The organism is Shewanella sp. 1CM18E, from assembly GCF_023161665.1.
GTDB lineage: Bacteria > Pseudomonadota > Gammaproteobacteria > Enterobacterales > Shewanellaceae > Shewanella.
This window is the reverse complement of sequence record NZ_JALNTW010000008.1, coordinates 107164-133721: the sequence shown is the minus strand read 5'-3', so window position 1 is coordinate 133721 and position 26558 is coordinate 107164. Positions and strand designations below refer to the sequence as shown.

Annotated in this window: 19 protein-coding genes; 15 read left to right on the top strand and 4 right to left on the bottom strand. The window is 42.7% G+C overall.

The genetic code is table 11. The annotated features are described in order from the left end of the window. The first annotated feature begins 128 nt into the window (after positions 1-128). The 8 genes from prfC to deoD all read left to right on the top strand — a co-directional run bounded on the left by prfC (position 129) and on the right by deoD (position 10922). The gene (gene prfC, locus MSG37_RS12415) at positions 129-1709 is read left to right on the top strand and encodes a peptide chain release factor 3 (RefSeq protein WP_248470979.1); all 1581 of its coding nucleotides are present in this window, start codon (positions 129-131) and stop codon (positions 1707-1709) included. Positions 1710-2570: 861 nt separating this feature from the next. After that, positions 2571-3359 (top strand): TatD family hydrolase, encoded by a 789-nt coding sequence (locus MSG37_RS12410; protein WP_248470978.1) that lies wholly within the window; start codon positions 2571-2573, stop codon positions 3357-3359. A gap of 179 nt (positions 3360-3538) precedes the next feature. Further along, positions 3539-4834: a NupC/NupG family nucleoside CNT transporter gene (locus MSG37_RS12405; RefSeq protein ID WP_248470977.1), complete on the top strand. Its 1296-nt coding sequence runs from the start codon at positions 3539-3541 to the stop codon at positions 4832-4834. A 334-nt stretch (positions 4835-5168) separates the two neighbouring features. After that, complete coding sequence (locus MSG37_RS12400; RefSeq protein ID WP_248470976.1) at positions 5169-6047, top strand: outer membrane protein OmpK; 879 nt, start codon at positions 5169-5171, stop codon at positions 6045-6047. 564 nt (positions 6048-6611) lie between these two features. After that, entirely contained in the window at positions 6612-7385 is a 774-nt protein-coding gene (gene deoC / locus MSG37_RS12395) for a deoxyribose-phosphate aldolase (protein ID WP_248470975.1), read from the top strand. 162 nt (positions 7386-7547) lie between these two features. After that, the gene (gene deoA / locus MSG37_RS12390) at positions 7548-8879 is read left to right on the top strand and encodes a thymidine phosphorylase (protein WP_248470974.1); all 1332 of its coding nucleotides are present in this window, start codon (positions 7548-7550) and stop codon (positions 8877-8879) included. Between the two features lie 13 nt (positions 8880-8892). Then, the gene (locus MSG37_RS12385; protein WP_248470973.1) at positions 8893-10113 is read left to right on the top strand and encodes a phosphopentomutase; all 1221 of its coding nucleotides are present in this window, start codon (positions 8893-8895) and stop codon (positions 10111-10113) included. Positions 10114-10211: 98 nt separating this feature from the next. Next, positions 10212-10922 (top strand): purine-nucleoside phosphorylase, encoded by a 711-nt coding sequence (deoD, locus tag MSG37_RS12380; protein WP_248470972.1) that lies wholly within the window; start codon positions 10212-10214, stop codon positions 10920-10922. A gap of 96 nt (positions 10923-11018) precedes the next feature. Here deoD and MSG37_RS12375 read toward each other — a convergent pair whose 3' ends face one another. Next, the gene (locus MSG37_RS12375) at positions 11019-12428 is read right to left on the bottom strand and encodes an AhpA/YtjB family protein (protein WP_248470971.1); all 1410 of its coding nucleotides are present in this window, start codon (positions 12426-12428) and stop codon (positions 11019-11021) included. A 78-nt stretch (positions 12429-12506) separates the two neighbouring features. Here MSG37_RS12375 and serB point away from each other — a divergent pair, with 78 nt between their 5' ends. Both serB and MSG37_RS12365 read left to right on the top strand, forming a co-directional pair. Beyond that, a complete protein-coding gene (gene serB / locus MSG37_RS12370) occupies positions 12507-13514 on the top strand; it encodes a phosphoserine phosphatase SerB (protein WP_248470970.1) in 1008 nt (335 codons plus the stop codon). 407 nt (positions 13515-13921) lie between these two features. Continuing rightward, on the top strand, positions 13922-14830 hold the full coding sequence (locus MSG37_RS12365; protein ID WP_248470969.1) for an alpha/beta fold hydrolase: 909 nt from the start codon (positions 13922-13924) through the stop codon (positions 14828-14830). A 153-nt stretch (positions 14831-14983) separates the two neighbouring features. Here MSG37_RS12365 and MSG37_RS12360 read toward each other — a convergent pair whose 3' ends face one another. Continuing rightward, complete coding sequence (locus tag MSG37_RS12360; RefSeq protein ID WP_248470968.1) at positions 14984-15595, bottom strand: response regulator; 612 nt, start codon at positions 15593-15595, stop codon at positions 14984-14986. A 241-nt stretch (positions 15596-15836) separates the two neighbouring features. Here MSG37_RS12360 and MSG37_RS12355 point away from each other — a divergent pair, with 241 nt between their 5' ends. From MSG37_RS12355 to nrfD, 4 genes are all read left to right on the top strand, one after another. Then, positions 15837-17624, top strand: a complete 1788-nt coding sequence (locus MSG37_RS12355) for a sensor histidine kinase (RefSeq protein ID WP_248470967.1) — start codon at positions 15837-15839, stop codon at positions 17622-17624. A 376-nt stretch (positions 17625-18000) separates the two neighbouring features. Beyond that, positions 18001-20277 carry a thiosulfate reductase PhsA gene (gene phsA, locus MSG37_RS12350; RefSeq protein WP_248470966.1) on the top strand — a complete coding sequence of 759 codons (2277 nt, stop codon included), beginning with the start codon at positions 18001-18003 and terminating at the stop codon, positions 20275-20277. Between the two features lie 12 nt (positions 20278-20289). Next, on the top strand, positions 20290-20862 hold the full coding sequence (locus tag MSG37_RS12345) for a 4Fe-4S dicluster domain-containing protein (protein ID WP_248470965.1): 573 nt from the start codon (positions 20290-20292) through the stop codon (positions 20860-20862). After that, positions 20859-21806 carry an NrfD/PsrC family molybdoenzyme membrane anchor subunit gene (nrfD, locus tag MSG37_RS12340; RefSeq protein WP_248470964.1) on the top strand — a complete coding sequence of 316 codons (948 nt, stop codon included), beginning with the start codon at positions 20859-20861 and terminating at the stop codon, positions 21804-21806. The genes MSG37_RS12345 and nrfD overlap by 4 nt, the downstream gene beginning before the upstream one ends. 607 nt (positions 21807-22413) lie before the next feature. Here nrfD and MSG37_RS12335 read toward each other — a convergent pair. Continuing rightward, entirely contained in the window at positions 22414-23145 is a 732-nt protein-coding gene (locus MSG37_RS12335) for a DedA family protein (protein ID WP_248470963.1), read from the bottom strand. Between the two features lie 444 nt (positions 23146-23589). On the opposite strand from MSG37_RS12335, the gene MSG37_RS12330 reads away from it, so the two are divergent. After that, on the top strand, positions 23590-24039 hold the full coding sequence (locus MSG37_RS12330; protein ID WP_248470962.1) for a DUF2127 domain-containing protein: 450 nt from the start codon (positions 23590-23592) through the stop codon (positions 24037-24039). 73 nt (positions 24040-24112) lie between these two features. Here the strand turns inward: MSG37_RS12330 and MSG37_RS12325 are convergent, their stop codons facing one another. Continuing rightward, positions 24113-26530, bottom strand: a complete 2418-nt coding sequence (locus tag MSG37_RS12325) for a PilZ domain-containing protein (RefSeq protein ID WP_248470961.1) — start codon at positions 26528-26530, stop codon at positions 24113-24115. Positions 26531-26558 lie beyond the last annotated feature (28 nt).

The following is a 26558-nucleotide window of genomic DNA, read 5'->3' as shown; positions in this document are numbered from 1 at the left end:
GGGGCTTTTTTATTTTTGACTAGCCACAAATGGTTATCAAGCCGATTTTACTGGCTAGTTTGGTAGCCAAAATATAGGTGAGCGGCTATAATTGCCGCCTTTGTAAACTCCCAGAATTACAGGTAAACATGTCAGGCTATAAAGTTGAGGTCGACAAACGTCGCACTTTCGCCATCATCTCTCACCCAGATGCGGGTAAAACCACCATTACTGAAAAGGTTCTTTTATTCGGAAACGCTTTACAAAAAGCGGGTACTGTAAAGGGCAAAAAGTCAGGTCAGCATGCAAAATCTGACTGGATGGAGATGGAAAAAGACCGCGGGATCTCAATCACTACGTCTGTAATGCAGTTTCCTTATAACGATGCATTAGTTAACCTTCTCGATACACCTGGTCACGAAGACTTCTCGGAAGATACTTATCGTACGCTTACCGCTGTTGACTCGTGCTTGATGGTTATTGACTCTGCTAAAGGTGTTGAGCAACGTACTATTAAACTGATGGAAGTAACACGTTTACGTGATACACCAATCGTTACCTTCATGAACAAACTTGACCGCGATATTCGCGACCCAATCGAGTTGATGGATGAAGTAGAAGAAGTACTTAATATTGCCTGCGCACCTATTACTTGGCCAATTGGTGCGGGTAAAGAGTTTAAGGGTGTTTACCACATTTTACGCGATGAAGTGATTCTGTATCAGAATGGTATGGGCCACACGATTCAAGACTCTCGTATCATCAAGGGGCTTGATAACCCAGAGCTTGATGAAGCTATTGGTGGTTATGCCGCTGATATTCGCGATGAAATGGAGCTAGTTTTAGGCGCTTCTAATGAATTTGATCACGACGCATTCTTAAAAGGCGAGCTTACCCCTGTGTACTTTGGTACTGCATTGGGTAACTTTGGTGTTGATCATATTCTTGACGGTATCGTTGAGTGGGCACCTACGCCACAGCCACGTGAAACAGAAGCCCGTGACGTTCAGCCAGAAGAAGAAAAGTTCAGTGGTTTCGTATTTAAGATCCAAGCAAACATGGATCCTAAGCATCGTGACCGCGTAGCCTTTATGCGTATTTGTTCTGGTCGATACGAGCAAGGTATGAAGATGCACCATGTACGTCTAGGTAAAGACGTCAATGTGAGTGACGCACTAACCTTTATGGCGGGCGATCGTAACCGTGCAGAAGCTGCATACCCAGGTGACATTATTGGTTTACACAACCACGGTACAATTCGCATTGGTGACACATTTACCCAAGGCGAAAAAATCCGCTTTACTGGTGTACCAAACTTTGCGCCAGAAATGTTCCGTCGTATTCGCTTAAAAGATCCGTTAAAGCAAAAGCAATTGCTTAAAGGCTTAGTACAGTTGTCTGAAGAAGGTGCTGTGCAGGTATTTAGACCACTTGATAGTAACGACTTAATTGTTGGTGCTGTTGGTGTGCTACAGTTTGAAGTGGTTGTAGGCCGCTTGAAGACTGAATACAAGGTTGAAGCGATTTACGAAGCGATTAGCGTTGCTACTGCACGTTGGGTTTATTGTGATGATCATAAGAAACTTGATGAGTTTAAACGTAAGTGCAGCATGAACCTTGCATTAGATGGTGGTGACAACCTCACTTACATCGCACCGACTATGGTTAACTTGAATCTATCTATGGAACGTTACCCAGACATCGAATTCGCAAAGACGCGCGAAAACTAATATTTATTGGTAGTATGAGCGTGTAACTAACGCTACAGTTAATGCCGATTTAATAAAAATCCCAAACCTAGGCTTGGGATTTTTTGTTTTTACTCTCTAACGAGAGTGGCTTAATACCAATCAGTATAAGAGTTTGATCTACTCCGAGCGATTTTTGGCAAACTAATTCAAGGCGAATAGCTGCAATAATGGTTGTTCCCTTATTAAAGCTAATCAACGCAGAAGTAGGCCGCTAAAAAAGCTTCAGAATGGCGAGTTTTTGCGATTAGATACTGTGAATTTTTACAAACAAAGAGTCTGCTCAACCCTAATTCAACGATGCTCTTCACTCGCAGTAAACCACATGGTCATGCATGTTCCAGACATACATAAGACATTTCCTCGATCCTTGGAGGTCAGATGTAGTTAATGTCATTCAAGCACAACTATATGAATATAGGAGGTACGAGACCAAAGATGGTCTAAGGTAGAATAATGCAGGGCCTTTACCGAGGAGCATTTAATGACCTTTCCGCAAAACCGCTAAACTCTTGCTGAGTGACTAAATGTTTAAACTGATTGGTATAAGAAGGCGGATCTTTTTCGAGTTAGTTTGTATCGATTACAAAGGCGACTTATATTAATCTTGGCGTTATAAGCTAAGTTTTGGTTGTGGAGATACAGGGAGTGAGGGAGATAAGTTTAAAATGAACTTAATTAGCCGCTGTTGGCAAAAATATATAGGTTGGTGCGATAGTATGGGACTTACGCCTGAAAATCGCCGTAGCTGCTTACCACGCTTGTCAGAACCTGAGCTAATCGACATATCAAAAAGACAGTCAGAGGCTTTCAGAACAGAATCAAACGAGCGAAGCAAAAGCCATGAGTAACCCCCTACCTATTATAGACAGCCACGCTCACCTTGATTTCCCTGAGTTTGATATTGATAGAGCTGAGTTATTTGCTCAAATGAAACTTGCCGGGATCGATAACGTTGTGCTGCCGGGCGTTTCAGCTTTGCATTGGCATAATCAGCTCAAAATTGCTGAGCAATATCGATGTTTATATGCCCTAGGGATCCACCCTTGGTACTGCGGTCATGCTGCAAATATAGATAGTGAGCTTAAGTCTCTAAGAACTTTGTTACTGAAATATAAAGAAAAACCTCAATTAGTCGCCATAGGGGAATGTGGTTTAGATAAATTACATAAAAGTGATTTTGATACACAATTGAAAGTATTTACAGCTCAAATTGAGCTTGCAGTAGAGTTTGAACTACCTCTCATTATTCATTCTGTTAAGGCTCATGAAGAGGTTATTAAATTACTTAAAATACTGAAACCAAGTAAAAAAGGCGTAATTCATGGTTTTTATGGTGGGCCAGAACTGGCATCACAATATGTTAATTTAGGCTATAAAGTCGGTGTGGGCGGGCTTTTACTCAATGATAATGCACCTAAATTGCAACAAACGGTGGCGCAATTACCATTAGATTCTTTTGTCTTGGAAACAGATTCGCCTGCGATGACGCCTAAAAATAGTCAAAATCGTCGAAATACGCCGCTAATTTTGCCTGATATCCTCCAAAAAATGGCGAATTTACAAAAAAAATCTGCCGTTCTTATTTCAGAACAGATGTTTTATAACGTCACGCAACTCTTTGACCTTTAGTTTTTTTCTCCTTAAACAGATGCTTGTCGCATCATTTTTTTCAACAAAATCATTGAAATAAAACCTCAAAAACTTGATCAATACGACGCTTTTAGGGAGCTGGTCGGGTATAATCGTGGTCGTGAAAAAAGGTTGGTTAACAACATAATTAAAAAGTATTAACAATAGGGTGATGGTTAATGGATATTTTAATGAGTTTAGTAGGGGTGGTCACCTTGCTAGCGATAGCTTTCGGGTTATCGAACAATAGAAATGCAATTAACAAGCGTACAGTTTTCGGTGCCTTGGCAATTCAAGCCGCGTTAGGTGGCTTTGTATTGGCAGTTCCGGTTGGTAAAGATATTCTTCAAGGTATGTCTGATGCCGTATCTAGCGTTATTGGATACGCGCAAAATGGTATTGGTTTCTTATTCGGTGATTTAGCTAACTTCAAGGTTGGCTTTATTTTTGCCGTAAACGTACTACCTGTTATTGTTTTCTTCTCTTCTCTAATTGCAGTTCTTTACTACTTAGGCATTATGCAGTGGGTCATCCGTATTATCGGTGGTGGTCTACAAAAGGCACTTGGCACAAGTCGTACAGAGTCTATGTCTGCTACTGCTAACATCTTCGTTGGTCAAACTGAAGCACCACTAGTTGTGCGTCCGTTTATCGCGACTATGACTAACTCAGAGCTATTCGCAATCATGGTGGGTGGTCTTGCATCTATCGCTGGTTCTGTTCTAGCTGGTTACGCGCAGATGGGTGTACCAATTGAATACTTAGTTGCGGCATCGTTCATGGCTGCACCAGGTGGTCTATTAATGGCTAAACTGATGCACCCTGAAACTGAAGAAGCTAAGAACGAAATGAGCGACTTACCAGAAGATCCTGATAAGCCTGCTAACGTTCTTGATGCAGCTGCTGCAGGTGCTTCGTCTGGTATGCACTTAGCACTAAACGTTGGTGCAATGCTTCTAGCATTCGTTGGTTTGATCGCTATGATCAACGGTATCATCGGTGGTATCGGTGGTTGGTTTGGTATGGAAGGCTTAACACTAGAACTAATTCTAGGTTATATCTTCATGCCATTAGCATTCCTTATCGGTGTGCCTTGGAACGAAGCACTAGTTGCTGGTTCTTTCATCGGTCAAAAGATTGTTGTGAATGAATTCGTTGCTTACTTAAACTTCGCTCCATACATTCACGAAGCAGCTACGGCTTGTACCAGTGTTGTAGAAGAAGTCGCGCAAGGTCTACCTTTGTGTGTTGAAGGTACGCAAGCGGCTATGAGTTTCAGAACACAAGCTATCGTCTCATTCGCTCTATGTGGTTTCGCTAACCTATCTTCAATCGCGATTCTGCTTGGCGGTCTGGGCTCTATGGCTCCTAATCGTCGTCACGATTTAGCTAAGCTTGGTATCCGAGCGGTTATCGCCGGTTCTCTAGCGAACTTAATGAGTGCAACATTAGCGGGTCTATTCCTAGCGTTGTAATCATATTAAAAACTGAGCCTTAGGGCTCAGTTTTTGCTTTTGCTTACCTAAAAGCAAAAGAGAGTAAGACTGAAGTTTCCAATGATATGTTTTTGAAATGATCAATAGCGACTGGTTAGGGATTGTTTCGGCTTGAAAATGACAAAAAAGATGATTAGACAGTCGATTCTGTCACAAAATCATAAAGTTGTTTTGATGTTAAAACTTAGTGTTCGCATTTTTACATTAATCATGTTGAAGTTTGACGGAAATTAAGTAAAATGCGCGCCATAAAAAAGAAACGCTGACTCTTCATAAAGAAGGGCGGCACACCATAAAATAAATGGGGTTGATGATGAAAAACGTTAAAACTTTCGCTTTAGCAGCTACAGCTATCGCGGCAACTATGTCTGCACCTACATTCGCTGCTGACCGTTCTGACCTACGCGCTGGCGATTACAGCTGGATGCAGTTCAACGCAATGTACGCTGTAAACGAACTTCCACGTGACGGTTCTACTGACAATGGTCATGATTACCTAGAGATGGAATTTGGCGGCCGCGCTGGTATCGTAGACCTATACGGCTATGTTGATGTGTTCAACGTAACTAACCGTGACTACGGTGATAAGAATAACGGTGCAAGCAAAATGTTCATGAAGTTTGCTCCTCGTTTCTCTATCGACGCAATGACTGGAATGGATCTTTCTGTTGGTCCTATCCAAGAAGTTTATATCTCAACTCTATTTAACTGGGGTGGTGGAGCAATCCGCGGTACTGACGTTGATGGTAACGAGACAAATGACGTAAACAATGCTTCAATCGGTATTGGTGCGGATGTAATGGTTCCATGGTTAGGTAAGACTGGCATGAACCTTTACTCTTTCTATGACATGAATGCTAAAGAATGGAACGGTTACCAATTCTCTATGAACTGGTTCAAGCCTGTTGTTAACTTCGACAATGGTTCATTCATCTCTTTCCAAGGTTATGTTGATTACCAGTTCGGCGCTGATGAAGTTAATGCATATGACGAAGATGGTAGCTTTGTTAACACTACAACCACGTCTCACGGTGGTGCCGCATACTTCGGTCTACACTGGCATTCAGACAACTACGCTCTTGGTTACGGCCTAAAAGCGTACAACGATGTTTACCTTCTTAAAGATGATGGTACATTCGGTCTAGAAACTACAGGTGTTGCACACTACTTCACAGCTACATACAAGTTCTAAGCATCGCTTAATACATTGTAAGTAGACGACAGGGCCGCGAATTTCGCGGCTCTATCTTAAAACGAAACCCAATACTCTACTCAATACATTAAGCGTTAAATTACATTCAAATTGTAATGTAAATGAGTTAATTTTTACCTAAGCATCAGCTATATTATGTAAGCTCGTTATACTGAGTTTAATGCCGTAGTTTGTTTATGTAAGTATTAACAGAGCACCTTTAATTGGTGAATGAAGTAACATAAGTTACCTAAGATTTATTACGCGCTAAAACGGATTTTTCGCGGAAAGGCAGATTTAAAGTGATAGTACTCTCCCTTCCCGGTCTTCATGGATTCAAGTCGTGACACTAGTGTCAGGATAGTTGAGCTAAATAGGCTCACAATGTTGGATACCTGAATAATTATTTTTATGTTTGGCGCGCTATGCGTTTAAAGCATTGTAATTCGGTTATGTTCGAAGACCCGGCCAAAAATATAAACAAAAACAAGCCAGTTCTAGGCATCGCCATGCGATAAATTTCTGTTTTAAATTAATTAATTGAATCTTTCTCGGAGAGCTATTATGAGCGACTTAAAAAAAGCAGCACAACAAGCCATTAATCTAATGGATCTTACTACGCTTAATGATGATGACACTGATCAAAAGGTTATTGATTTATGTCATAAAGCAAAGACGCCAGCTGGCGATACTGCTGCAATCTGTATTTATCCACGCTTTATTCCGATTGCACGTAAAACCCTAAACGAAATTGATGGCGATGACATCAAAATTGCTACAGTGACTAACTTCCCACACGGTAACGACGATATCGCTATCGCAGTTTTAGAAACTCGTGCGGCAGTGGCTTATGGCGCTGATGAAGTTGACGTTGTATTCCCATACCGCGCGCTAATGGCTGGCAACGAAACTGTAGGTTTCGAGCTAGTTAAAGCTTGTAAAGAAGCATGTGGCGACGATGCAATTCTTAAAGTTATCATCGAATCTGGCGTGTTAGCTGATCCTGCACTTATTCGTAAAGCATCTGAGCTATCTATTGATGCTGGCGCTGACTTTATCAAGACTTCTACAGGTAAAGTTGCAGTGAACGCAACGCTTGAAGCTGCTGAAATCATGATGACAGTGATTAGCGAAAAGAACCCTAAAGTTGGCTTTAAGCCAGCTGGCGGCGTTAAAGACGCTGAAGCAGCTGCTGAATTCTTAGGTGTTGCAGCTCGCCTATTAGGTGATGACTGGGCAACTCCAGCGACATTCCGTTTTGGCGCATCAAGCCTATTGAATAACTTGCTTCATACATTAGAGCTAGGCGATGCACCACAAGGTGCACAAGGTTACTAATCTTTACACCTTAAGCTTGTTATTAAGTGTGATCTAAATCTAATTAGGTGTATCAAAAGTCCGTTAGTATGTAACAATATTACGGCTTTTGATTCCTATTAGTGGAATGCTAACTGAAACTGCTATTAATTAGAAATTCAGTTACACTCTTGGAGGTAGTACATGTTTTTAGCTCAAGAAATTATTCGTAAAAAACGTAATGCAGAAGCGCTGTCGACGGCAGAGATTCAATTCTTTGTTAACGGTATCACTAACAATACAGTTTCAGAAGGTCAGATCGCAGCCCTAGGTATGGCGGTCTATTTCAATGACATGAACATGGATGAACGTATTGCGCTTACTACTGCAATGCGTGACTCTGGCACAGTGCTCAACTGGCAATCACTTAATCTAAACGGTCCAATTATCGATAAACACTCAACCGGTGGTGTGGGAGATGTCATTAGTTTGATGTTAGGCCCAATGGCTGCAGCTTGCGGTGGTTATGTACCTATGATTTCAGGTAGAGGCCTTGGTCATACCGGTGGTACGCTCGATAAGTTTGACGCCATCCCAGGTTATAATACTGAGCCTGATAGCGCACTTTTCCGTAAAGTAGTAAAAGAAGCTGGCGTGGCGATTATTGGCCAAACAGGCGATCTTGTTCCTGCTGATAAGCGTTTCTACTCTATTCGAGATAATACCGCCACGGTTGAATCTATCTCGCTAATTACCGCCTCAATTCTTTCTAAAAAACTTGCAGCAGGCCTTGATGCCTTAGCCATGGATGTCAAAGTAGGTACTGGCGCGTTTATGCCAACTTATGAGGCATCTGAAGAACTAGCACGCAGTATTACTGCGGTAGCAAATGGCGCTGGTACCAAGACAACTGCATTACTTACCGACATGAACCAAGTATTGGCATCATGTGCAGGTAACGCATTAGAAGTGAAAGAAGCTGTTGATTTTATGACAGGCGCTTACCGTAATCCTCGTTTATACGAAGTGACTATGGGTCTATGTGCTGAAATGCTAGTGCTAGGCGGACTTGCCAGTAATGAAGCTGACGCTCGCGTTAAACTTAATGCCGTGCTTGATAACGGTAAAGCGGCTGAAATATTTGGTCGTATGGTTGCAGGTTTAGGTGGTCCAGCTGATTTTGTAGAAAACTACAGCAAATACCTACCTGACTCACAAATTATTCGTCCTGTTTACGCAGATAAATCCGGCTTTGCAGCCGCGATGGATACTCGTGAGCTTGGACTTGCAGTAGTAACCTTGGGCGGTGGTCGTCGCAAACCTGGTGATGCGCTTGATTATAGCGTGGGGCTTTCGCAAGTTTGCGCATTAGGCGATGAGATTAATGCCGACAAGCCTATTGCATTTATTCATGCCCAATCTGAAAACGCCTTTGCTGAAGCTGAAGCTGCAGTGAAAAAAGCGATTCACATTGGCGATACCAAACCAGAGCAAACTCCGGAAATATATCGTTATATCCGTGAGTCAGATCTGTAACGGAGCACAGTTTATGAAACGTACTATAATCATGATGCTAGACTCATTCGGCGTTGGTGCAGCGCACGATGCTGAGGCTTTTGGCGATGTGGGTTCAAACACTTTTGGTCACATTGCTAAGGCATGTGCTGAAGGCAAAGCAAACGATGGTCGTGAAGGCCCGTTAAAGCTGCCAAACTTGGCGCGTTTAGGTCTTGGTCATGCATCAAAAGAAAGTACTGGTGAGTTTCCACTTGGCTTTGCTGATGATGTTGAAGTTATTGGTGCTTATGGTTACGCAGACGAGCTAAGCTCGGGTAAAGATACACCAAGCGGACACTGGGAAATGGCTGGCGTACCTGTTTTATACGAATGGGGTTACTTCAGTGAGCTAACTAACTCTTTCCCACAAAAGCTAACCGATAAGATTTTAGCACGAGCGGGATTAACCGAGTTTTTAGGTAACTGCCATTCATCTGGTACGGTTATTTTAGAAGAACTTGGCGAAGAGCATATGCGTACAGGCAAGCCAATTTTTTATACTTCTGCTGACTCAGTATTTCAGATCGCTTGTCATGAAGAATCTTTCGGGCTTGAGAAGTTATATGAGCTTTGCATTATCGCCCGTGAAGAGCTTGCCGATTACAATATTGGTCGTGTGATTGCGCGTCCATTTGTTGGCACATGTGCCAGTGATTTCGAGCGTACCGGTAACCGTCGCGATTACGCGGTAGAGCCGCCTGCGCCAACCGTACTTGATAAGCTTAAGGCTGCCGGTGGTGAAGTTGTTAGTGTGGGTAAGATTGCAGATATTTATGCAAACTGCGGCATCACTAAGAAAGTTAAAGTAACGGGCCTAGAAGCGTTATTTGACGCGACGTTAGAGCAAGTTAAACAAGCTGGTGACAACACAATTGTTTTCACTAACTTTGTGGATTTTGACTCACATTACGGCCACCGTCGTGATGTAGCTGGTTATGCTCGCAGCCTTGAGTACTTTGACTCACGTTTGCCAGAGATTTTAGCACTGCTAGGCGAAGACGACTTCTTACTGCTGACTGCTGATCATGGTTGTGATCCAACATGGCCTGGTAGTGACCATACTCGTGAGCGTGTGCCTGTACTTGCGTACGGTGCAGGCCTAGAAGCTGGCTCCTTAGGGCTGCGCAATAGTTTTGCTGATATGGGCCAATCTATTGCTAGCTACTTTAAGCTTGAGCCAATGGAATATGGCGAATCATTTATTCGTTCATAATCTGAAGAAATTTGAATTTGGCGGCTCAAATTGAGCCGCTAGCATACAAGACTTAAGTTGTTTACAACGGTCTATAAATATAAATAGGGGTTATTCTGATGGCTACACCACACATTAATGCCGTAGACGGCGCATTTGCTGATACAGTTCTATTTCCAGGCGATCCACTACGCGCTAAGTACATCGCTGAAACGTTTCTAGAAAACGTTGAGCAAGTTACTGACGTTCGTAACATGCTTGGTTTCACTGGTACTTACAAAGGTGTTCGTATCTCTGTTATGGGTTCAGGCATGGGTATCCCATCTTGTTCAATCTACGCAACTGAATTGATCAAAGATTACGGCGTTAAGAACCTAATCCGTGTTGGTACTTGTGGTGCAATCAGCACTGACGTTAAAGTACGTGACGTGATCATTGGTATGGGTGCTTGTACTGACTCACAAACTAACCGTCTACGTTTCCGTGGCCAAGACTTCGCTGCTATTTGTGATTACGGCCTATTAAGCGCTGTAGTTAAAGCTGCTGAAGCAAAAGGCACTAAGTACCGCGTAGGTAACGTTTTCTCTGCAGACCTATTCTACACTCCTGATCCAGTTATGTTTGACGTAATGGAAAAGATGGACGTATTAGGCGTTGAAATGGAAGCTGCTGGTCTATACGGTGTAGCAAAAGAGTTCGGTGCTAAAGCATTGTGTGTTGTTACTGTTTCGGATCATATCCGTACTGGTGAGAAGACAACTTCAGATGAGCGTCAAACTACGTTCAACGAAATGATCGAAATGACACTAGAAGCTGCAATTACTCTTTAATTGCTAATGCTTTAGTCGTTATCGACTGCAATAAAAACGGACGCTAATGCGTCCGTTTTTTTATCTATTTTTTACCACTGTTTATACCAAACAATTTTAGTCTTCAGCTTCTGAGTCATTATCTATTGGTTTCACTTTGGCCTTAGCTTTAGTGGCTGGTTTCTTAACGGGCGCTTTTTTCACTGCAGTTTTTCTAACGCTAGCTTTTTTTGCTGAAGCGGGCTTCACTTTTTCACTGGCTGACGACTCAGAGTCGGCTTCTGCACTAGCACTTTCTGGGATGTCGGCAACCTTTGTAGCCCTTTTAGCCTTTGTCGCTACAGCTGGTGTCTCTACTTTAGCTGCAGTCGATTTAGGCGCAGCCGTTTTGCCTGCAGTTGATTTAGTTGCTGTTGTTTTCGCTGCCGCTTTTGCTTTTGGGGCACGCTTGGCTTTAGGTTTAGGCGCTAATGGTTCAGGCTGCGATTTTGTGTCAGCAGCGTTAGCTTCAAAGGCCGGCTTTGGCTCTTGTTTAGGTGTTTGCTTTACCTCTGCTTCAATCTTTGGTTGAACCTCTGATTCAAGCTGAGAAATAGCACCTTGCTGAGCTTTATTCGCCGCTTTTGGCTCTGCATTAACTGTTGCGTTTACAGATGTTACTGTTGAAGCGGCTTCTGCCTTAGAAGCTGTTTTCATCTTTTCAGGGCTAGCTTTAACATCGTTGACAGTACTATTTAAGTTGTCATTAGCTTTTACCGAGTCACCAGAGTTAACAGCGTCGTTTACTTTATTATCTGCACTTATTGTCTCATTAGGCTTTGCTTCATCTATTAGCGTTGCCGATGTTTGAGTTTTGCCTTGGGTAGCCAGTTTTTTGGCTTCTTTAGCTTCAGCTTTGGCTTTTTTCTTCGCTAATAATCTTCTCAGTTTTACTCTCGCTTTACGTCTATCAAAGTCCGCACGCTTAAATGAAAGTGCGCGCGATAGCAGCATGCCAATTAATCCTGCTATTAGCAGCATCATTTGTTGCTGCTCCATATTGATTTGATGCGCTTCTTTAATTTCATTGAAGAAGTACTTAGGTTCTAGACGTACTTCTACGTAACCTAAGTTTTTACCGTCTTGCGAGACTGCTTCAACATAAGGAGGATATTGATCTAAAATCGTGTTTAACTCTTCAGAGCCGGGCTCCAAATCTTCTTCCGTTACACTTTGGGCAAAAGAGAGCCTTACGCCATCTTCGCTAAAGATGCTGGCTGACATGACCTTAGGGTCGAGCACAAGCGCTTGGGCAAGCCATTGCAATTGCTCGTCATTTTCAAGTTGTAATGCTGGTGCAGCACCATAAGCAGTTTGCTGGACCAGTAATCTTGCCATCTTTTCGGTTTGGGACTTTAGAAGCTGCTGCCCTTGTAGTAGGCTAGTTTCCCACAACTGGTCAAGACCGATGAATAATGCGATAGCAATCATGATCTGTAATAATCGGCTTATTCGATGGCTCTTTCTTAGGCCTTTTAAATAGAACACTGAAACCCTTAATATGTTGTGTACTGACTTAATAATAATTGATTCTGTCTGTACTCGGTAGCTGGAGAGTCATAACTAATGGAAAGTTCGAGTCAATCTGCTGTTTTTACTTGGTTAACCACCGAAAGTAGCATGTCTTTTATAGCAGGGAAACAAAGATTTTCTCGTCATAACGAAACCGAGTACCCAGTCGGTTTCTCACGTTATCGAGTCGTATTTTTAGCGAAACAAGATTGTGATGAAAATCAACAAACCATCGATATTCAAGTGGTTTGTAACTGGTTAACGGCATTAAGTACTGACTTGAGTTTGGCAGCTATTGAGCGTCATTGCGGTTTGAGCTGCATTGAGCTCTGCAGCGAGAGCGCATTATCTCAAGCGCAATTGTCTCAATTAGATAACCTAACAACTGTTGAGTTATTTGAAGTCGCTCCTAATGCACCGCTAATCAATACTCCAGGGTTATTAGTCATGGATATGGACTCAACAGCTATTGAAATCGAGTGTATTGATGAGCTGGCTGTTATGGCGGGAGTTGGTGCCGCAGTTGCCGAAGTGACCGAGCTTGCGATGCAAGGCGAGCTCGATTTTGAGCAAAGTTTACGTGCGCGAGTTGCTAAGCTTGAAGGTGCAGATGCGCAAATCATCGAAACGCTATGTGCTAAGCTACCATTAATGCCGGGCCTTAAAGAGATGATTGCTGAGCTTAAAAGTCATGGCTGGCGAACCGTCGTCGCCTCTGGTGGCTTTACGCCATTTGTGGATCATCTTAAACAGCTATTATCTCTTGATGCTGCATTTGCAAATGAGCTGGATATTGCTGATGGTAAGTTACTTGGCAGTGTTTCGGGCCAAGTGGTGGATGCGCAATTCAAAGCTGACACCGTAGTTAGCTGTGCAGAGCAGTGGCAAATAGCAGCAGGGCAAAGAGTGGCAATTGGTGATGGTGCTAATGATATTCCAATGATTGAAACTGCTGATTTTGGTATTGCATATCATGCAAAGCCTAAGCTTGCTAAGGCCGCAGATATTCAGATTGATAAGCTAAATTTAAAGGTGTTGCCTTATTTGTTTCAGCTTAAGTAATGCAAATTGCCATTAGCTTGGGGTAACTAGTTGCTGGTTAAGGCCGATTAAACCAAGCGTCTTCAAATAGAAGCTCAGCACCTACCGTGTTGGGCTTTTTTGCTGTAATGGGGCACTAATTTTTGGCGATTGAAATTTAAATGCACATTTCAATATCTCTCTACACCTCACCTCAACCTTTATCTCTAGCAGATGATTATTCAAGATAAAAGTTGTTATATTTTAATGTTATAGATAATGGTTGAAATGAGTATTTGTTCTAAAAGTTAACTATCATTTTGATTAATTTAGCTATCCAAATTACTCCGCGTTTTAATCGTACTTGCCCGGCATATTATTAGAGTGTTTGCTCTTGTCTTTGCATTTAGAGTTCAGTAGCGTAACTTAAAAAACAAGAGAGTTTAGCTTTGAATATCCAGCAAAAATCTTACCATGTACCTTATAAACACGGCCATTTGCACTTAAGGCAGATAGTGCCTGTGCAAGCAGATATGAGTAAGCCGCCAATTTTAATGTTACATGGCGCTATGTCTAATGGGCGGGTGTTTTATAGTGACTCAGGTAAAGGCTTGGGTTGCTATTTAGCTGATGCGGGGTATGTTGTTTACGTGCTTGATACTCTAGGTCGTGGCCTTAGTGAGCCTAAGTTAGCTCGCGGTTTTGAGTCTGGCCAAGGTGAGGTGATCCGCGAACAATTGCCACTTATTCAGCAATACATACTGTCGTTGCATCCAAAAGTAAAAACAGTACATTGGTGCGCACATTCTTGGGGGGGCGTATTGATGGCAAGCGCGTTAGCCCGCTATGAGGATTTACAGCAAAGCGTTGCTTCATTAGTCACCTTTGGCAGTAAACGCCGTATTCAAGTCAAATCACTGCAAAAATGGCTTACAGTGGATCTCGTGTGGAACAACATTGCGCCTTTTATCGCTTGGAAAAGTGGTTACCTGCCCGCAGACAAACTGAAAATGGGCATGGATAATGAGTCTCGTTCATCGCTTAGGCAAACTATTGAGTGGGTGCGCGGCCAATGGGTAGATAGCGATGATGGTTTTGATTATGCCAGCGCCGCCAAACAAGCTAATTGGCCTAAGTCTTGGTTTATAGCCGGTAAGGGCGACAAGGTGCTTGGTAATCCTGCTGATGTTGAGCGCATGATAAAAGAGTGCCAGATTCAGCAGGTTGATTACACCTTATTATCTAAAAAGCAGGGCTTTAGACATGACTACGATCATGGTGGCATGTTAACCCATAAAGATGCCGTTAAAGATCATTTTCCAAAAGTTAGAGACTGGTATCGGAGCTTCAACGGCTAGGTTTAGTTTATTGGTTATGGCGTTAATAACTTAGATGCCAACATGTAAGGTTGTACCTAGGCTGGTAATAAGCAGAAACATATAGAAGCCTAGTTTGGCAGTTAGACTTATAAGCTTGCTTTATTTAACAGTTACAAATACTTGCTGCTAGTACTACTCATTGTGGTGAGCCAATAACGGCGCGAGTTTTACCAGTTCTGCAAGGTTACTGACGCCAAGTTTGGTCATTAGTTTTGAGCGATGAACTTCGATGGTGCGGATCGCAACGCAGAGCTCATTCGCCATCTGTTTATTGGTGTTTCCCGCAATCACTAGCTCAAAGATCTGCGTTTCTCGCTCAGACAAATTATTAATCAAAGCTTGGTTAGTCAGCTTCCAATGTTGGCGGCAGCTGTACTCTAGCCCTTTAGCAATTGATTGCGATAAAAGTTTGCCTTGTACAGGCTTTTGAAAGAAATCAAACGCCCCATTTTTAAAAGCGTCTACAGCCATAGGCACGTCACCATGGCCTGTTAAGAAAATAACTGATAATGGGCTTTTAGCTTGAGTGAGTAGTTGCTGCACTTGAGGGCCTGTTAGCCCCGGCATACGCGCATCTAAAATAACGCAACCAGCTTGGCTTAAATCAACGGATGCAAGAAAGCTGTCGCCACTGTTGAAACAATTAAGTTGGTAACCATAACCGTCCATTAAGAAGCTTATCGAATCGATAATTGCTTCATCATCATCGACTAAATACACCGGACCTTTAATTAGCTGTTCCACAACACACCTTTATTTTAGCAATGCTTAAATGATTGATATCCCAGTTTGCAGCAATTAGCGAACTATTTTTCATAAAGCATGAATTGGGTCACGCAGCTAACTTAGCTGCCTAGCGTAAGCTATTGCTAATCAATCCGCTTTAAATTTATCACAGCGCTTTAGCGGTTTTTATATTTGATTAGGGCTGATAAGACCTATGTTCTATCGTGATTTAGCAGGCTATTAATTGAATGTTAAGGGAATGAAATTGCCTAAAATTTTGTTTTGTATCTTAGTTTTATTGTTTTCTACCACTGCATGGTCTAAGCCAAAGCAGTTTTATGTGGGCGTGCTGGCAAACTGGGGGCATCAACAAGCGGTCGAGCGCTGGACTCCGATGATGCAATACCTTAATGAGCAAGTTCCAGGTGCTGAGTTTCATGTCTATCCTGGCAATTTTGAAGCGCTAAATTTGGCGATGGAGCTCGGGCAAATTCAGTTTATTATTACCAACCCAGGCCAATACTTGTATTTGTCGAACCAATATCCACTTTCTTGGCTCGCAACAATGCGCTCAAAACGCCATAACGGCACGACATCAGCTATTGGCTCAGCGATTATCGTTAGTGCTAATAGTGATTACCGCACTTTATATGACTTAAAAGGCAAGATTGTTGCTGCGAGCGATCCACATGCGCTTGGTGGATATCAAGCAACTGTTGGCCTCATGCATAGTTTGGGAATGGACCCTACAACGTTTTTTGGCCAAACCAAATTCTTAGGCTTTCCACTCGATCCGCTGCTGTACCAAGTGCGCGATGGTAATGTTGATGCCGCAATAACGCCTTTGTGTACGCTAGAGGACATGGTTGCCCGAGGGCTTATTCGCCGTGCAGATTATCGGGTGCTAAACCCGAGTCGACCAGAGGGAATAGAATGCCAGTGCAGCACAAATCTGTACCCAAACTGGTCATTTGCGGCCACAGAAAGTGTTGATACCAACTTAACCAAGGCAATTACCCAAGCGTTATTGGAGTTAACTGCAGACAACCCCGCAGCAATCACTGCACAGCTCAAGGGCTGGACTTCGCCAATTAGCCAGTTAGCTGTGATTAAACTGTTTAAAGAGTTACATGTGGCATCGCCTGAGCATAGCCGTTGGGATTCGGTCAAACAGTGGCTTGAAGATAATCGTCACTGGGGAATTTTATCGGTACTCATTTTTATTATCGCCACCCTTTACCATTTATGGATTGAATATCGATTTCATCAAAAAAGTAACTCACTTATTGAGTCTGAGCGCCAGTTAAAGCAGCAAGCAATTGCTTTAGAGAGGCTACAAAGCGCCTCTATTGTTGGTGAGATTGGTGCAGGGCTTGCCCATGAAATTAACCAGCCTATTGCCGCGATTACCAGTTATAGCGAAGGCGGCATAATGCGCTTGCAAGGGCAAGAAAAAGCCGACGTACAAGCCTGTATTGAGCTGCTAGAGAAAATCCACAAGCAGTCCACTCGCGCAGGGGAAGTCGTACATCGAATTCGAGGATTATTAAAACGCCGTGAAGCGGTGATGGTCGATGTGAATATTCTCACCTTAGTAGAAGAGAGTATCTCTTTACTGCGGCTTGAGCTGGCAAGACGAGACATTCAAATCAACACCCAAATTAAAGGTGAACCCTTCTTTATTACTGCTGATAGAGTGGGTTTGTTGCAAGTGCTGATTAACCTAATTAAAAATAGTGTTGATGCCATTGCCGACTCAGACAATGTCCGCAGCGGAAAAATTAATATCGAACTCGACTTTAAAGAGCAGCAAGTCAACATTTTTATCGTCGACAATGGCCCCGGGCTTGCTATGGAGTCAGATACGTTAATGGCAACTTTTTACACCACTAAAGTTGATGGTTTAGGTTTAGGACTGGCGATTTGCAACGAAGTAATTAAAGAGCATGAAGGTCGATTCACGCTGGCTAATCGTAGTGGCGATACTACAGGCTGCGTGGCAACTCTGAGTCTTAAAAAGCGTGGTAGTGAGCAAGCCGTTGTTTAACTTATAACGTATTGTGCAATAGGGCTTAAGTTAACCATAAGTCGCCACCACTATATGTGCGGTATTGACTGTTATTAGTCTGCCGCACATTTTGGCTTTTATTGGGGCATAACCTACAAAAAAATCATCTTTTTTACGTTATGTGGTTTACCACAATTTACAGTATTTACTTGCTGTGGTGGTGTAAAAATGAACTGTGAATTGCTTCACAAACAAGCTCACGGCATAGCAGGTATGTGGTTTACCACAATATTCAAACTTAGCCTCCTCAATAACAATGATGAAAACCTTAGCAAATAGGTTGATTGCAAATCGCAGTTAATCCAGTGCTTAACATATCGCTTTGCTAAGGATCATTGTCATTGGGAGATTTAACATGAAACTAGATCGGCGAACCTTCATTAAAGGGGCCGGAGCGGGTACAGCGACTTGCGCATTAGCAACGCTTCCAGGCTCTTTGGCTGCCCTTGGACATTCTGAGCTGCAAGGCAGTGCAGAGTCAGTCGCAAGTATTTGTGAAATGTGCTCAACCCGCTGTCCGATCTCAGCTCGAGTGGTGAATGGCAAAAACGTATCGATTTTAGGTAACGCTAACGCTAAATCTTTTGGCGGTGCTGTATGTGCTCGTGGCGGTGCAGGTCACAGCCAACTTTACGATAAACAACGTATTGTTAAGCCATTAAAGCGTGTTGGTGAACGTGGTGAAGGTAACTGGCAAGAAATTGAGTGGGATGAAGCTTACCGCACGATTGCTGAAAACCTAAACAGAATTAAAACTCAGCACGGCGCAGAAACTGTAGCCTTTTCATCTAAGTCAGGCTCTTTGTCAGGCCATCTATTCCATTTAGCCAAAGCCTTTGGTAGCCCAAATACCTTTACTCACGCATCAACTTGCCCAGGTAGTTATGTAATTGCTGCGAAAGCTATGTTTGGCGGTAAAATTAAGCGCGACTTAAGTAACTCTAAATACATCATCAACTTCGGTCATAACTTGTACGAAGGCATTAACATGTCTGAGACTCGAGGCATGATGAATGCGCAAATGGAGAAGGGCGCTAAGCTAGTGGTATTTGAACCACGTTTCTCTATCGTCGCAGATAAAGCTGATGAGTGGTACGCGATTAAGCCTGGTACTGATGTAGCAGTAGCTTTGGCCATTTGCCATGTTTTGATTAAAGACGATTTATACGACAAAGACTTTGTAGCACAATACGTCACAGGTTTTGAAGACTTTGCTAAAGAAGTTAACGCTTACACGCCTGAATGGGCAGAGTCAGTCAGTGACGTACCAGCAGAAGATATTCGCCGTATTACTCATGAATACGCCGCTGCTGCGCCACATGCATTAGTGGATTTTGGTCACCGTTCATCGTTTACCACTGAAGAGTTTGAAATGCGCCGCGCACTTTATGCTGCCAACGTGTTAGTTGGCAACATTGAGCGTAAAGGTGGTTTGTACTTCGGCAAAAAAGCCTCTAGCTATAACAAGTTTGCTGGCGAAAAAGTTGCGCCAACACTTGCTAAGCCGGGCGTAGATGGCATGCCAAAAATTGATGCCAAGCGCATCGATATGGTTGATGAACAATACGCCATGACTTGGTCGTCAGGCGGTATTTACCAGACTATTCTCGACGCGACTCTTGATGCGGTACCTTATCAGCTACGTGCTTGGGTCATGAGTCGTACTAACCCAATGCAAACCATGACTGATAGAGCACGTATTGTTGAAACAATGCAAAAGCTCGACTTTATCGTGGCCTGCGATATTTATATCAGCGAATCAGCTGCTTATGCCGATATTTTCCTACCTGAGTCGACTTACCTTGAGCGTGATGAAGAGATCGCTGACAAGTCGAGTAAGAATCCTGCTTACTATGTACGTCAACGCGTAGTTGAAACCATTGGTGATACCAAGCCAAGTTGGCAGATCTGGAAAGAACTTGCAGTTGAGTTAGGTCAAGGCCAGTTCTTCCCATGGGAAAACATGGAAACATTGCAGCTATTCCAAGTGCAACGTGATGTAAACCTACTAAGAAAAATCAAAGACGAAGGCTTTGTTAGCTTTGGTAAGCCTTTGATGCTGCGTGAGCCTAGCATGGTGAGAGATTTTGCTGCTGCTTACCCTAGTGCTAAACCACTTGATGAAAATGGCACATACGCTAGCCACTTAAGCTTCAAGACACCAAGCGGCAAGATTGAGCTTAGCTCAGACAAGGTCGAGAAAATGGCACCAGGCCGCGGGGTGATCCGTTACCGCGAAGTGACCATGAAAAAAGCAGATGAGCTGTTTTTCATTCAAGGCAAGGTCGCGGTACACACTAATGCTGCAACTCAAAACGTACCAATGCTAGCTAACTTGATGTCTGACAATGCCTTGTGGATCCACCCGATCACAGCAGGCCTATTAAATATCTCTAGTGGCGACAAGATCCGCATCTATAACGATACTGGCAGCGAAGAAGGTCACGCATTAGTGACCCCAGGTATTCGCCCTGACACAGTATTTGCTTATATGGGCTGTGGCTCAAAGAATAAAGAACTTGCTCGTGCAACTGGTAAAGGCGTGCATTGCGGTAACTTACTTCCTCACGTGACTTCTCCGGTAACAGGTATGAACCTGCATACAACCGGCGTTAAAGTTGCCAAGATTTAATCGGAGTTAATTATGACTAAGCGTTATGTTCTAGTGCACGATGAAAACAAGTGCATTGGCTGCCAAGCGTGTAACGTGGCTTGCCGCAGTGAAAACAATGTGCCTGAGTCGGTAACTCGCATTCAAGTGAGAATCGAGGGGCCATACGGCAACTTCCCACATTTACATTTTAAATATAATCGCGTTTCCTGCGAGCAATGTGAAAACGCACCTTGCGTTAAGGTGTGCCCAACAGGTGCAGCTTATGTTAACGCAGATGGCATTGTGTCTATCAACGAGAAAAAGTGCGTAGGTTGCTTGTACTGCGTTGCAGCTTGTCCTTACAAGGTGCGCTTTATTAACCCAGAGACTCGTGTGCCAGACAAGTGTGACTTCTGTAAAGATACTCGCTTAGCCCGTGGTGAAGAGCCTGCTTGTGTTAGCGTTTGTCCAACTCAAGCACTGACCTTTGGTGACGCCAATGACCTGAACTCTGAAGTGCGCAAAGTATTAGATACCAAAAATCATTACCAACAAAAGGTAAACCTTGGCACTGAGCCAAGAGTCTACCGCATTCCTAGCCGTAAAGGAGGGATCAAAGCATGAACAATATCTGGGGCTCAATGGAGCAATACGATCCAGTAGTATGGAACTGGATCATCGCAGTCTACTTGTTTATGGCGGGTTTATCAGCGGGTTCAATGCTGGTGGCTATTGGTCTTAAATGGTACAAACAAAGCCGTGGTCAACCTACAGAAGGTTTACCAGTTATTAAGGCTGCAGCGATTATTGGACCTGTCGCAATCAGCTTAGGTATGGCGCTGTTGGTATTGGATTTAACCAAGCCATTTGAGTTTTACCATATTTTGCTTAACTACAACCTGACCTCTGTTATGGCATGGGGTGTAATTGCGCTGCTGGTTTATATTCCGCTGGTATTTGTATTCGCTGCCTTAGTGTTTGAAAAGCAGGTACTACAGTATGCACCTTGGTTAGCTGGCATTCTTAAAGTGTGTCGCCAAGTTGAAAATAGTCTTAATAAACTGATTTTCGCCCTTGGCTTAGGCGTAGGGGTTTACACTGGCTTCTTACTATCGGCTTTGATTAGTTACCCAATCTTGAACACTGCGGTATTACCAGCCTTGTTCTTGGCGTCTGCACTGTCAGTTGGCTCTGCGGGTAACATCTTGGTAGCAACCTTATTCTTTAGTAAAAAAGAGTCTGATTGTATCGAACAAGTGCACCGCATCGAGTATCCAGTAGCCTTTAACGAAGCGCTTTGTTTAGTCCTGTTGTTTGTTGGTCTTAACTTTTCAGGCCCAGCTGCTCAGGCGGCAACAGCAGCGATTACGACAGGCACTTGGGCAAGTGTATTTTGGATTGGTGTAGTTGGCTTAGGTTTGGTTGTGCCAGTACTTGCAAGCACGCTAGCACCTAAGGCGTGGCGCCATACTAAAGGCTTCTTAATTACAGTATCGTGCAGCACTATCATTGGTGTATTAGCACTGAGGCACTTTGTGGTGTACGCAGGTCAAAGTTACATTAGTTAGCCATTAGTAATGTTAATTCATTTAGCTAACAGCCCAAGTAATACTTGGGCTTTTTTATGCTTATAATATTTCAGATTCGTCGTTACGCTCATTGAACGCCGGATTTTATCTAACTCTTAACTAAGGCACTAGCTCTTAACTTATCAGAAGGTCGCTAAGCAAAATTAGCGAGCTTATATTGAGTGAAAAGTTGGCTAAAAGGTCGTTGTTCAAATAGCGCTAAAAGTTGAGTTTTGCTAGCAAATATAAGAGCCATTTAAAATGGCATTAAACACAGTTTCTTTCTGCAACAAGACTGCTGCTAATTATTTAGCTCCGGCCTTAGGGGGATAGAATAAGCATTCAGGGCTTGGCCTTGCTGATAAAGCTCTCGATGTATGCCTATACTTGACCACACTCCAAGTATTCGCTCGGTAAGCAGTAACTTATAGCTTTAGCTGATAAGTTGGAATGAATATTGTGAAACCCTAACAGTACAATTATTAGAAAGTTCAAGATCTCAGGGTGAGCGATACAGACAGGCGATACAAACAAGCACTACAAAAAAGCCCTGTTATCAAACAGGGCTTTATAGAAAGGGTTAGTACATCACTGTAGCTTACGCTATTTATTCAACAGGTTTTTTAATAATATTTTGCGGTTTAACTAATACACTTTCTTGAATGATCTCAGCAACGATAGACTTTTTAGCGCGTCTTTTCTTGATGATAAAGCTGCTTAATATACTAATAATCGCAATGGCTAAGGTAACAAATGGTGCAATGATCAGTGCCATAGTCACAAACTTTGCAATATTTTCTGGTAGATAGGATAAGGCGTAACCAAAGCCTAATAATAAGCCGCTCCAACTCGCTGCACTTAACCAAGCAAAGTAATGGAAATGAGCCACATTTTTAACGTGTAATCCCATCATCAAAGGTAATAAAGGACGAACAACCGGAATAAAGCGAGCAATAAATAATGCTAATAATCCATGTTTATTTAATAACTTATCTACGGTTTTCATGCGCTTTTCGGGAACAGCATCAATCCAGCGCTGAATTTTAGGTAAGCGGTGTAACCAGCGGCCTTGAATAAATGCCACCCAGCTACCCGTCGCACCAGCAACTAATAATGCAATAAAGGCTAAAGGTAAGCTAATAATCCCTGCGGCGGCTAAGCTGCCGGAGAGAATGACCACGCTATCACAAGGCATTGGCGCTGCGGGAAGAAGCGCGCTTTCTAGCCAAATTAAGGTAAAAATACAAAGATAAATCATGGCGGCACTGCCAGGGCTTTGTAACAAAGCAAAATCTTGGTGCCAAAGTGCGGTAATAACTGAGACAAATGAATCTAGCATTGTCGGTGTTCCTAAATGGGCCTAAATCTCAAGCCGTGTGCCTAATGCTTTAGAGGTTTGAGATGAGTACTTAACTGTCGAGCCTGTTTTAGCATTTTAGCGACCAAAATGGGAGTTAGTTTCTCAGATTTATGCGCAAATTGCTTGTGTCAGCACTATACATCAGGATTTGATGAGGCTAATTAACTATTCCCTTTCATTAATAAAAATACATCTTCAGTTCATCAGTCGTTAATCAATGATTGTTGCTTGCTCAAATTTTGAATTGTTGGTGACCATTTAGGCGTCTGTCATGCTGGTTTTATAAGCAAAAACAGGTCTGCATTAAAGCTAATTAATAAGCCGATGAATTTGTTTAAACTGGTTTAAAATAACTAGGCTCAACTTGAATTGGATTTAACGAGTATTTGATAAAGTTACTCTATAACTAAGCGTAAGAGAATTATGTCGTCAGTGAATAAAGGCCTAAAAGCGGTATCTATGCTGGAAGCAACTAAAGGCTTGTTATCCGTATTAGTGATTTTTGAATTACATAAGCTTGCTGGTGGTAATGTACAGCAAGTCATAGAAGCGTTAATTGCTCACTTGCATTTAAATCCGGCCAACCATTTGGTGCAAGATGTTGTGCTTGAAGCGGGCAAAGTGAGTGCGGCTAATATTTATTTGGTGATGGCTGGTGCCAGCCTTTATGCGCTGATTCGTTTTATAGAAGCATACGGACTCTGGCATAGCCTAGTTTGGACCGAGTGGTTTGCACTATTAAGTGGGGCGATTTACTTACCATTTGAGATCTATGGCCTGTTGACCAAGCCGAGTTTATTAACTGCAGCAATATTATGCATTAACCTGTTAGTGGTTGGCTTTATGTATCGAGTGATTAAGCATAAAGTTTGATAATGCTGCTAATAGCTATTGGTGACAAGGGACTGTGAGCTTAAGTTTTGCGTTTTAAATAAATTGGCAAGACTTAAGCTTTGAAGCCTAACTCTGGGAACCTCAACATCACTTCTGGGGTGATATCTAAAAACTCACCGACACCTATAATGTTCCACAGTTGCTCTTCAAGCTTTTTGGTTTTGTGAGAAGCATGCTTAGTTAAGTATTCACGTTCGCGGCGGATATAGCTTAAGTCAGGTTTACCCGCTGCGCCGCGATATACGCGTAAAGCGATGAATTCGCCAAGCTCTTGGCTGCGCTTAATAAAGCCTAATTGTTGATCCAGTTCAGGCAGTTCAGTATCGCTTATACAGCGTACTTTCATTTTGCCCTGTGACATACGTGATAGCTGCACATAAACTTCAAAGTAGGATAAAGGATCCTGTGGTTTCATGTTGCGGATAGGCGCAATGAAGTGACGTTTTAATTTGTCATCCATCAGCAACGGCGCCAAATCGTAGGCAAGGGTATCATCGCTCTTAGATGCAAAAATATTGGCAATATGGTTTTGTTCGGTACTTATCCCCAGTGTTGATATGCGGGCAGATTTGACCGTGCGCTCGACAAAATAGGGAACTGATGCAAGTTTGCGCATCACAAGGTTCTTCATGCCATCGGCCAGCTCTTGCACATCATGTTGACCTTCAGTCAGTTTTTGTAGCTTTTCGCGATTATGCCTAATTAAGCGATTTAAAAACTCTACTCCAGCATGTGGCGTATGGCCGACTTGGGCCGAAAGGTGCAAAGTCACGCCGTTTTTACGGGTACGTAATAGTTGGTAAGGCAGCATCTGTAGCGATGTTTTGCCTGCAAGAGTCTGCAGTTTAGGAAAACTAACAGCAATTGGCTCAGCTTGGTTAAACTCAACAGGCTCTGTTAAAGTGAGCTTCATACCTCGGGTAGATATGTCATCTGTCGACGCTATCGCACTGACTTTACCTTGAGTGAGCTGCACGGCGGTTTTAAATGCAAAGCGCGACTCATTGCGTCGCTCACTAAATTGCAAAGAGATAAGTGTAATGGTGTGTTGGCTAACTTTGTTTTGGCCAAACACTTTTAACGAATTAACACTTGGTAGTTGCTCACTTGCTTGATGGATTTGCTCCCAAGCTTGATACTGTTTTGCAGGATCTGAGCTTGTTGCATCAATTATTTGTAAAACATGGCTAAAGGCGCCAAGTTGAGCTTCTGCTTGCGGCGAGTAACGTCCTTCATCCCCCGGTAGTATGCAGGCTTTGTATGACTGCTTATGATCTATGGTGTGTTTGGTTACTCTGAATATTTTGAAGCTTGGTTTTGCGGCGCTAAAACTTAAAAATAATGCCAATAAATTCTTACTTTTGAGTTCCGCTAAACTTGCAGAGTAAAAGTATTTACAGCCTTGAGCGTGAAATATAAAGCTAAATACTTGACAATGTTCACTATTTTCATCAGATTCAATAATTAACTTTATCCGTTCAGGGGTTAAAAAACCACTGAGTTGACTAATATCATCTTCATCTTTGAAGTATTGACAGATCCCTTGATTGTCGCGGCTAAGCAGCTTATGGCTGAGTTTGTAGTGCTGCTGGTTATCGCTATCAATGATTTGCTCAACAAATAATGGCATATGTGGCAAGCGCGGCAAATATTGGCGCTCAAAGCCAAGGCCTTTAGTGCTAACGAGTACATCGTTAACATTGACTTTATAGCGGTATTTATAGCCTCTAATTAGGTTTCGCAAAATATCAGACAGTGCTTCAGAGCCTGATATACGCTTAAGTCTCAGCCAGCTGAACTCTTGATTCTGTTCAACATCAATAATCTGGTAATCAACCCCTTGTTGCAGATCTTTGTGATAATACTCATCACTTAGTTCTTCGAGTTTGACTCGAATAGGCTGACTTGTGCGTAAATGATGTTTGGCTGGTAGGCGTATTCTTGCGCCGCCAACAGACAAATCAACAGTTATGCCGGTTAATGATTGTTGTCCTTGAATAACGCTGATGCGCATACTGTAATTCATACGCTCTTCTGAGCGCGCAAAGTAGCTACCTAAAACTACGCCTTTAGCCACAAAAGGGGAGGTTTCGCTGATGATATTTTGTTGGCTTGCTTTACGTTGCTTTAGAATTCGTTGTTTATGACAATTAATAACTTGCTCATAAACACCTAAGGTATATTCGTCTCGATACAGAGCAAGGGCTTCTAAAAAGCAGTCTTTGGCTGGTTGGTCTAAATAGTGACGCTGGCCAGCAAACTGAAACTCTTCACAATTAAGTTCGGTTTTATGGCGTAGATCTATGTTGCGAGTACAAATTGAAGCAATACGAGTGAGCTCCATTTTAAGCAAAAAGCGGGTTGAGTTTGTTTCATCAGCGGTTAGTTGATCGAATAACTCTTGAAAGTTAGGCTCCATCAGTAAAGGTTTTAACTGTTCAACTAAAGCTTTGTGCAGATCTAACGTCATTAAATACTTCTTTTTGGATGATAATAAG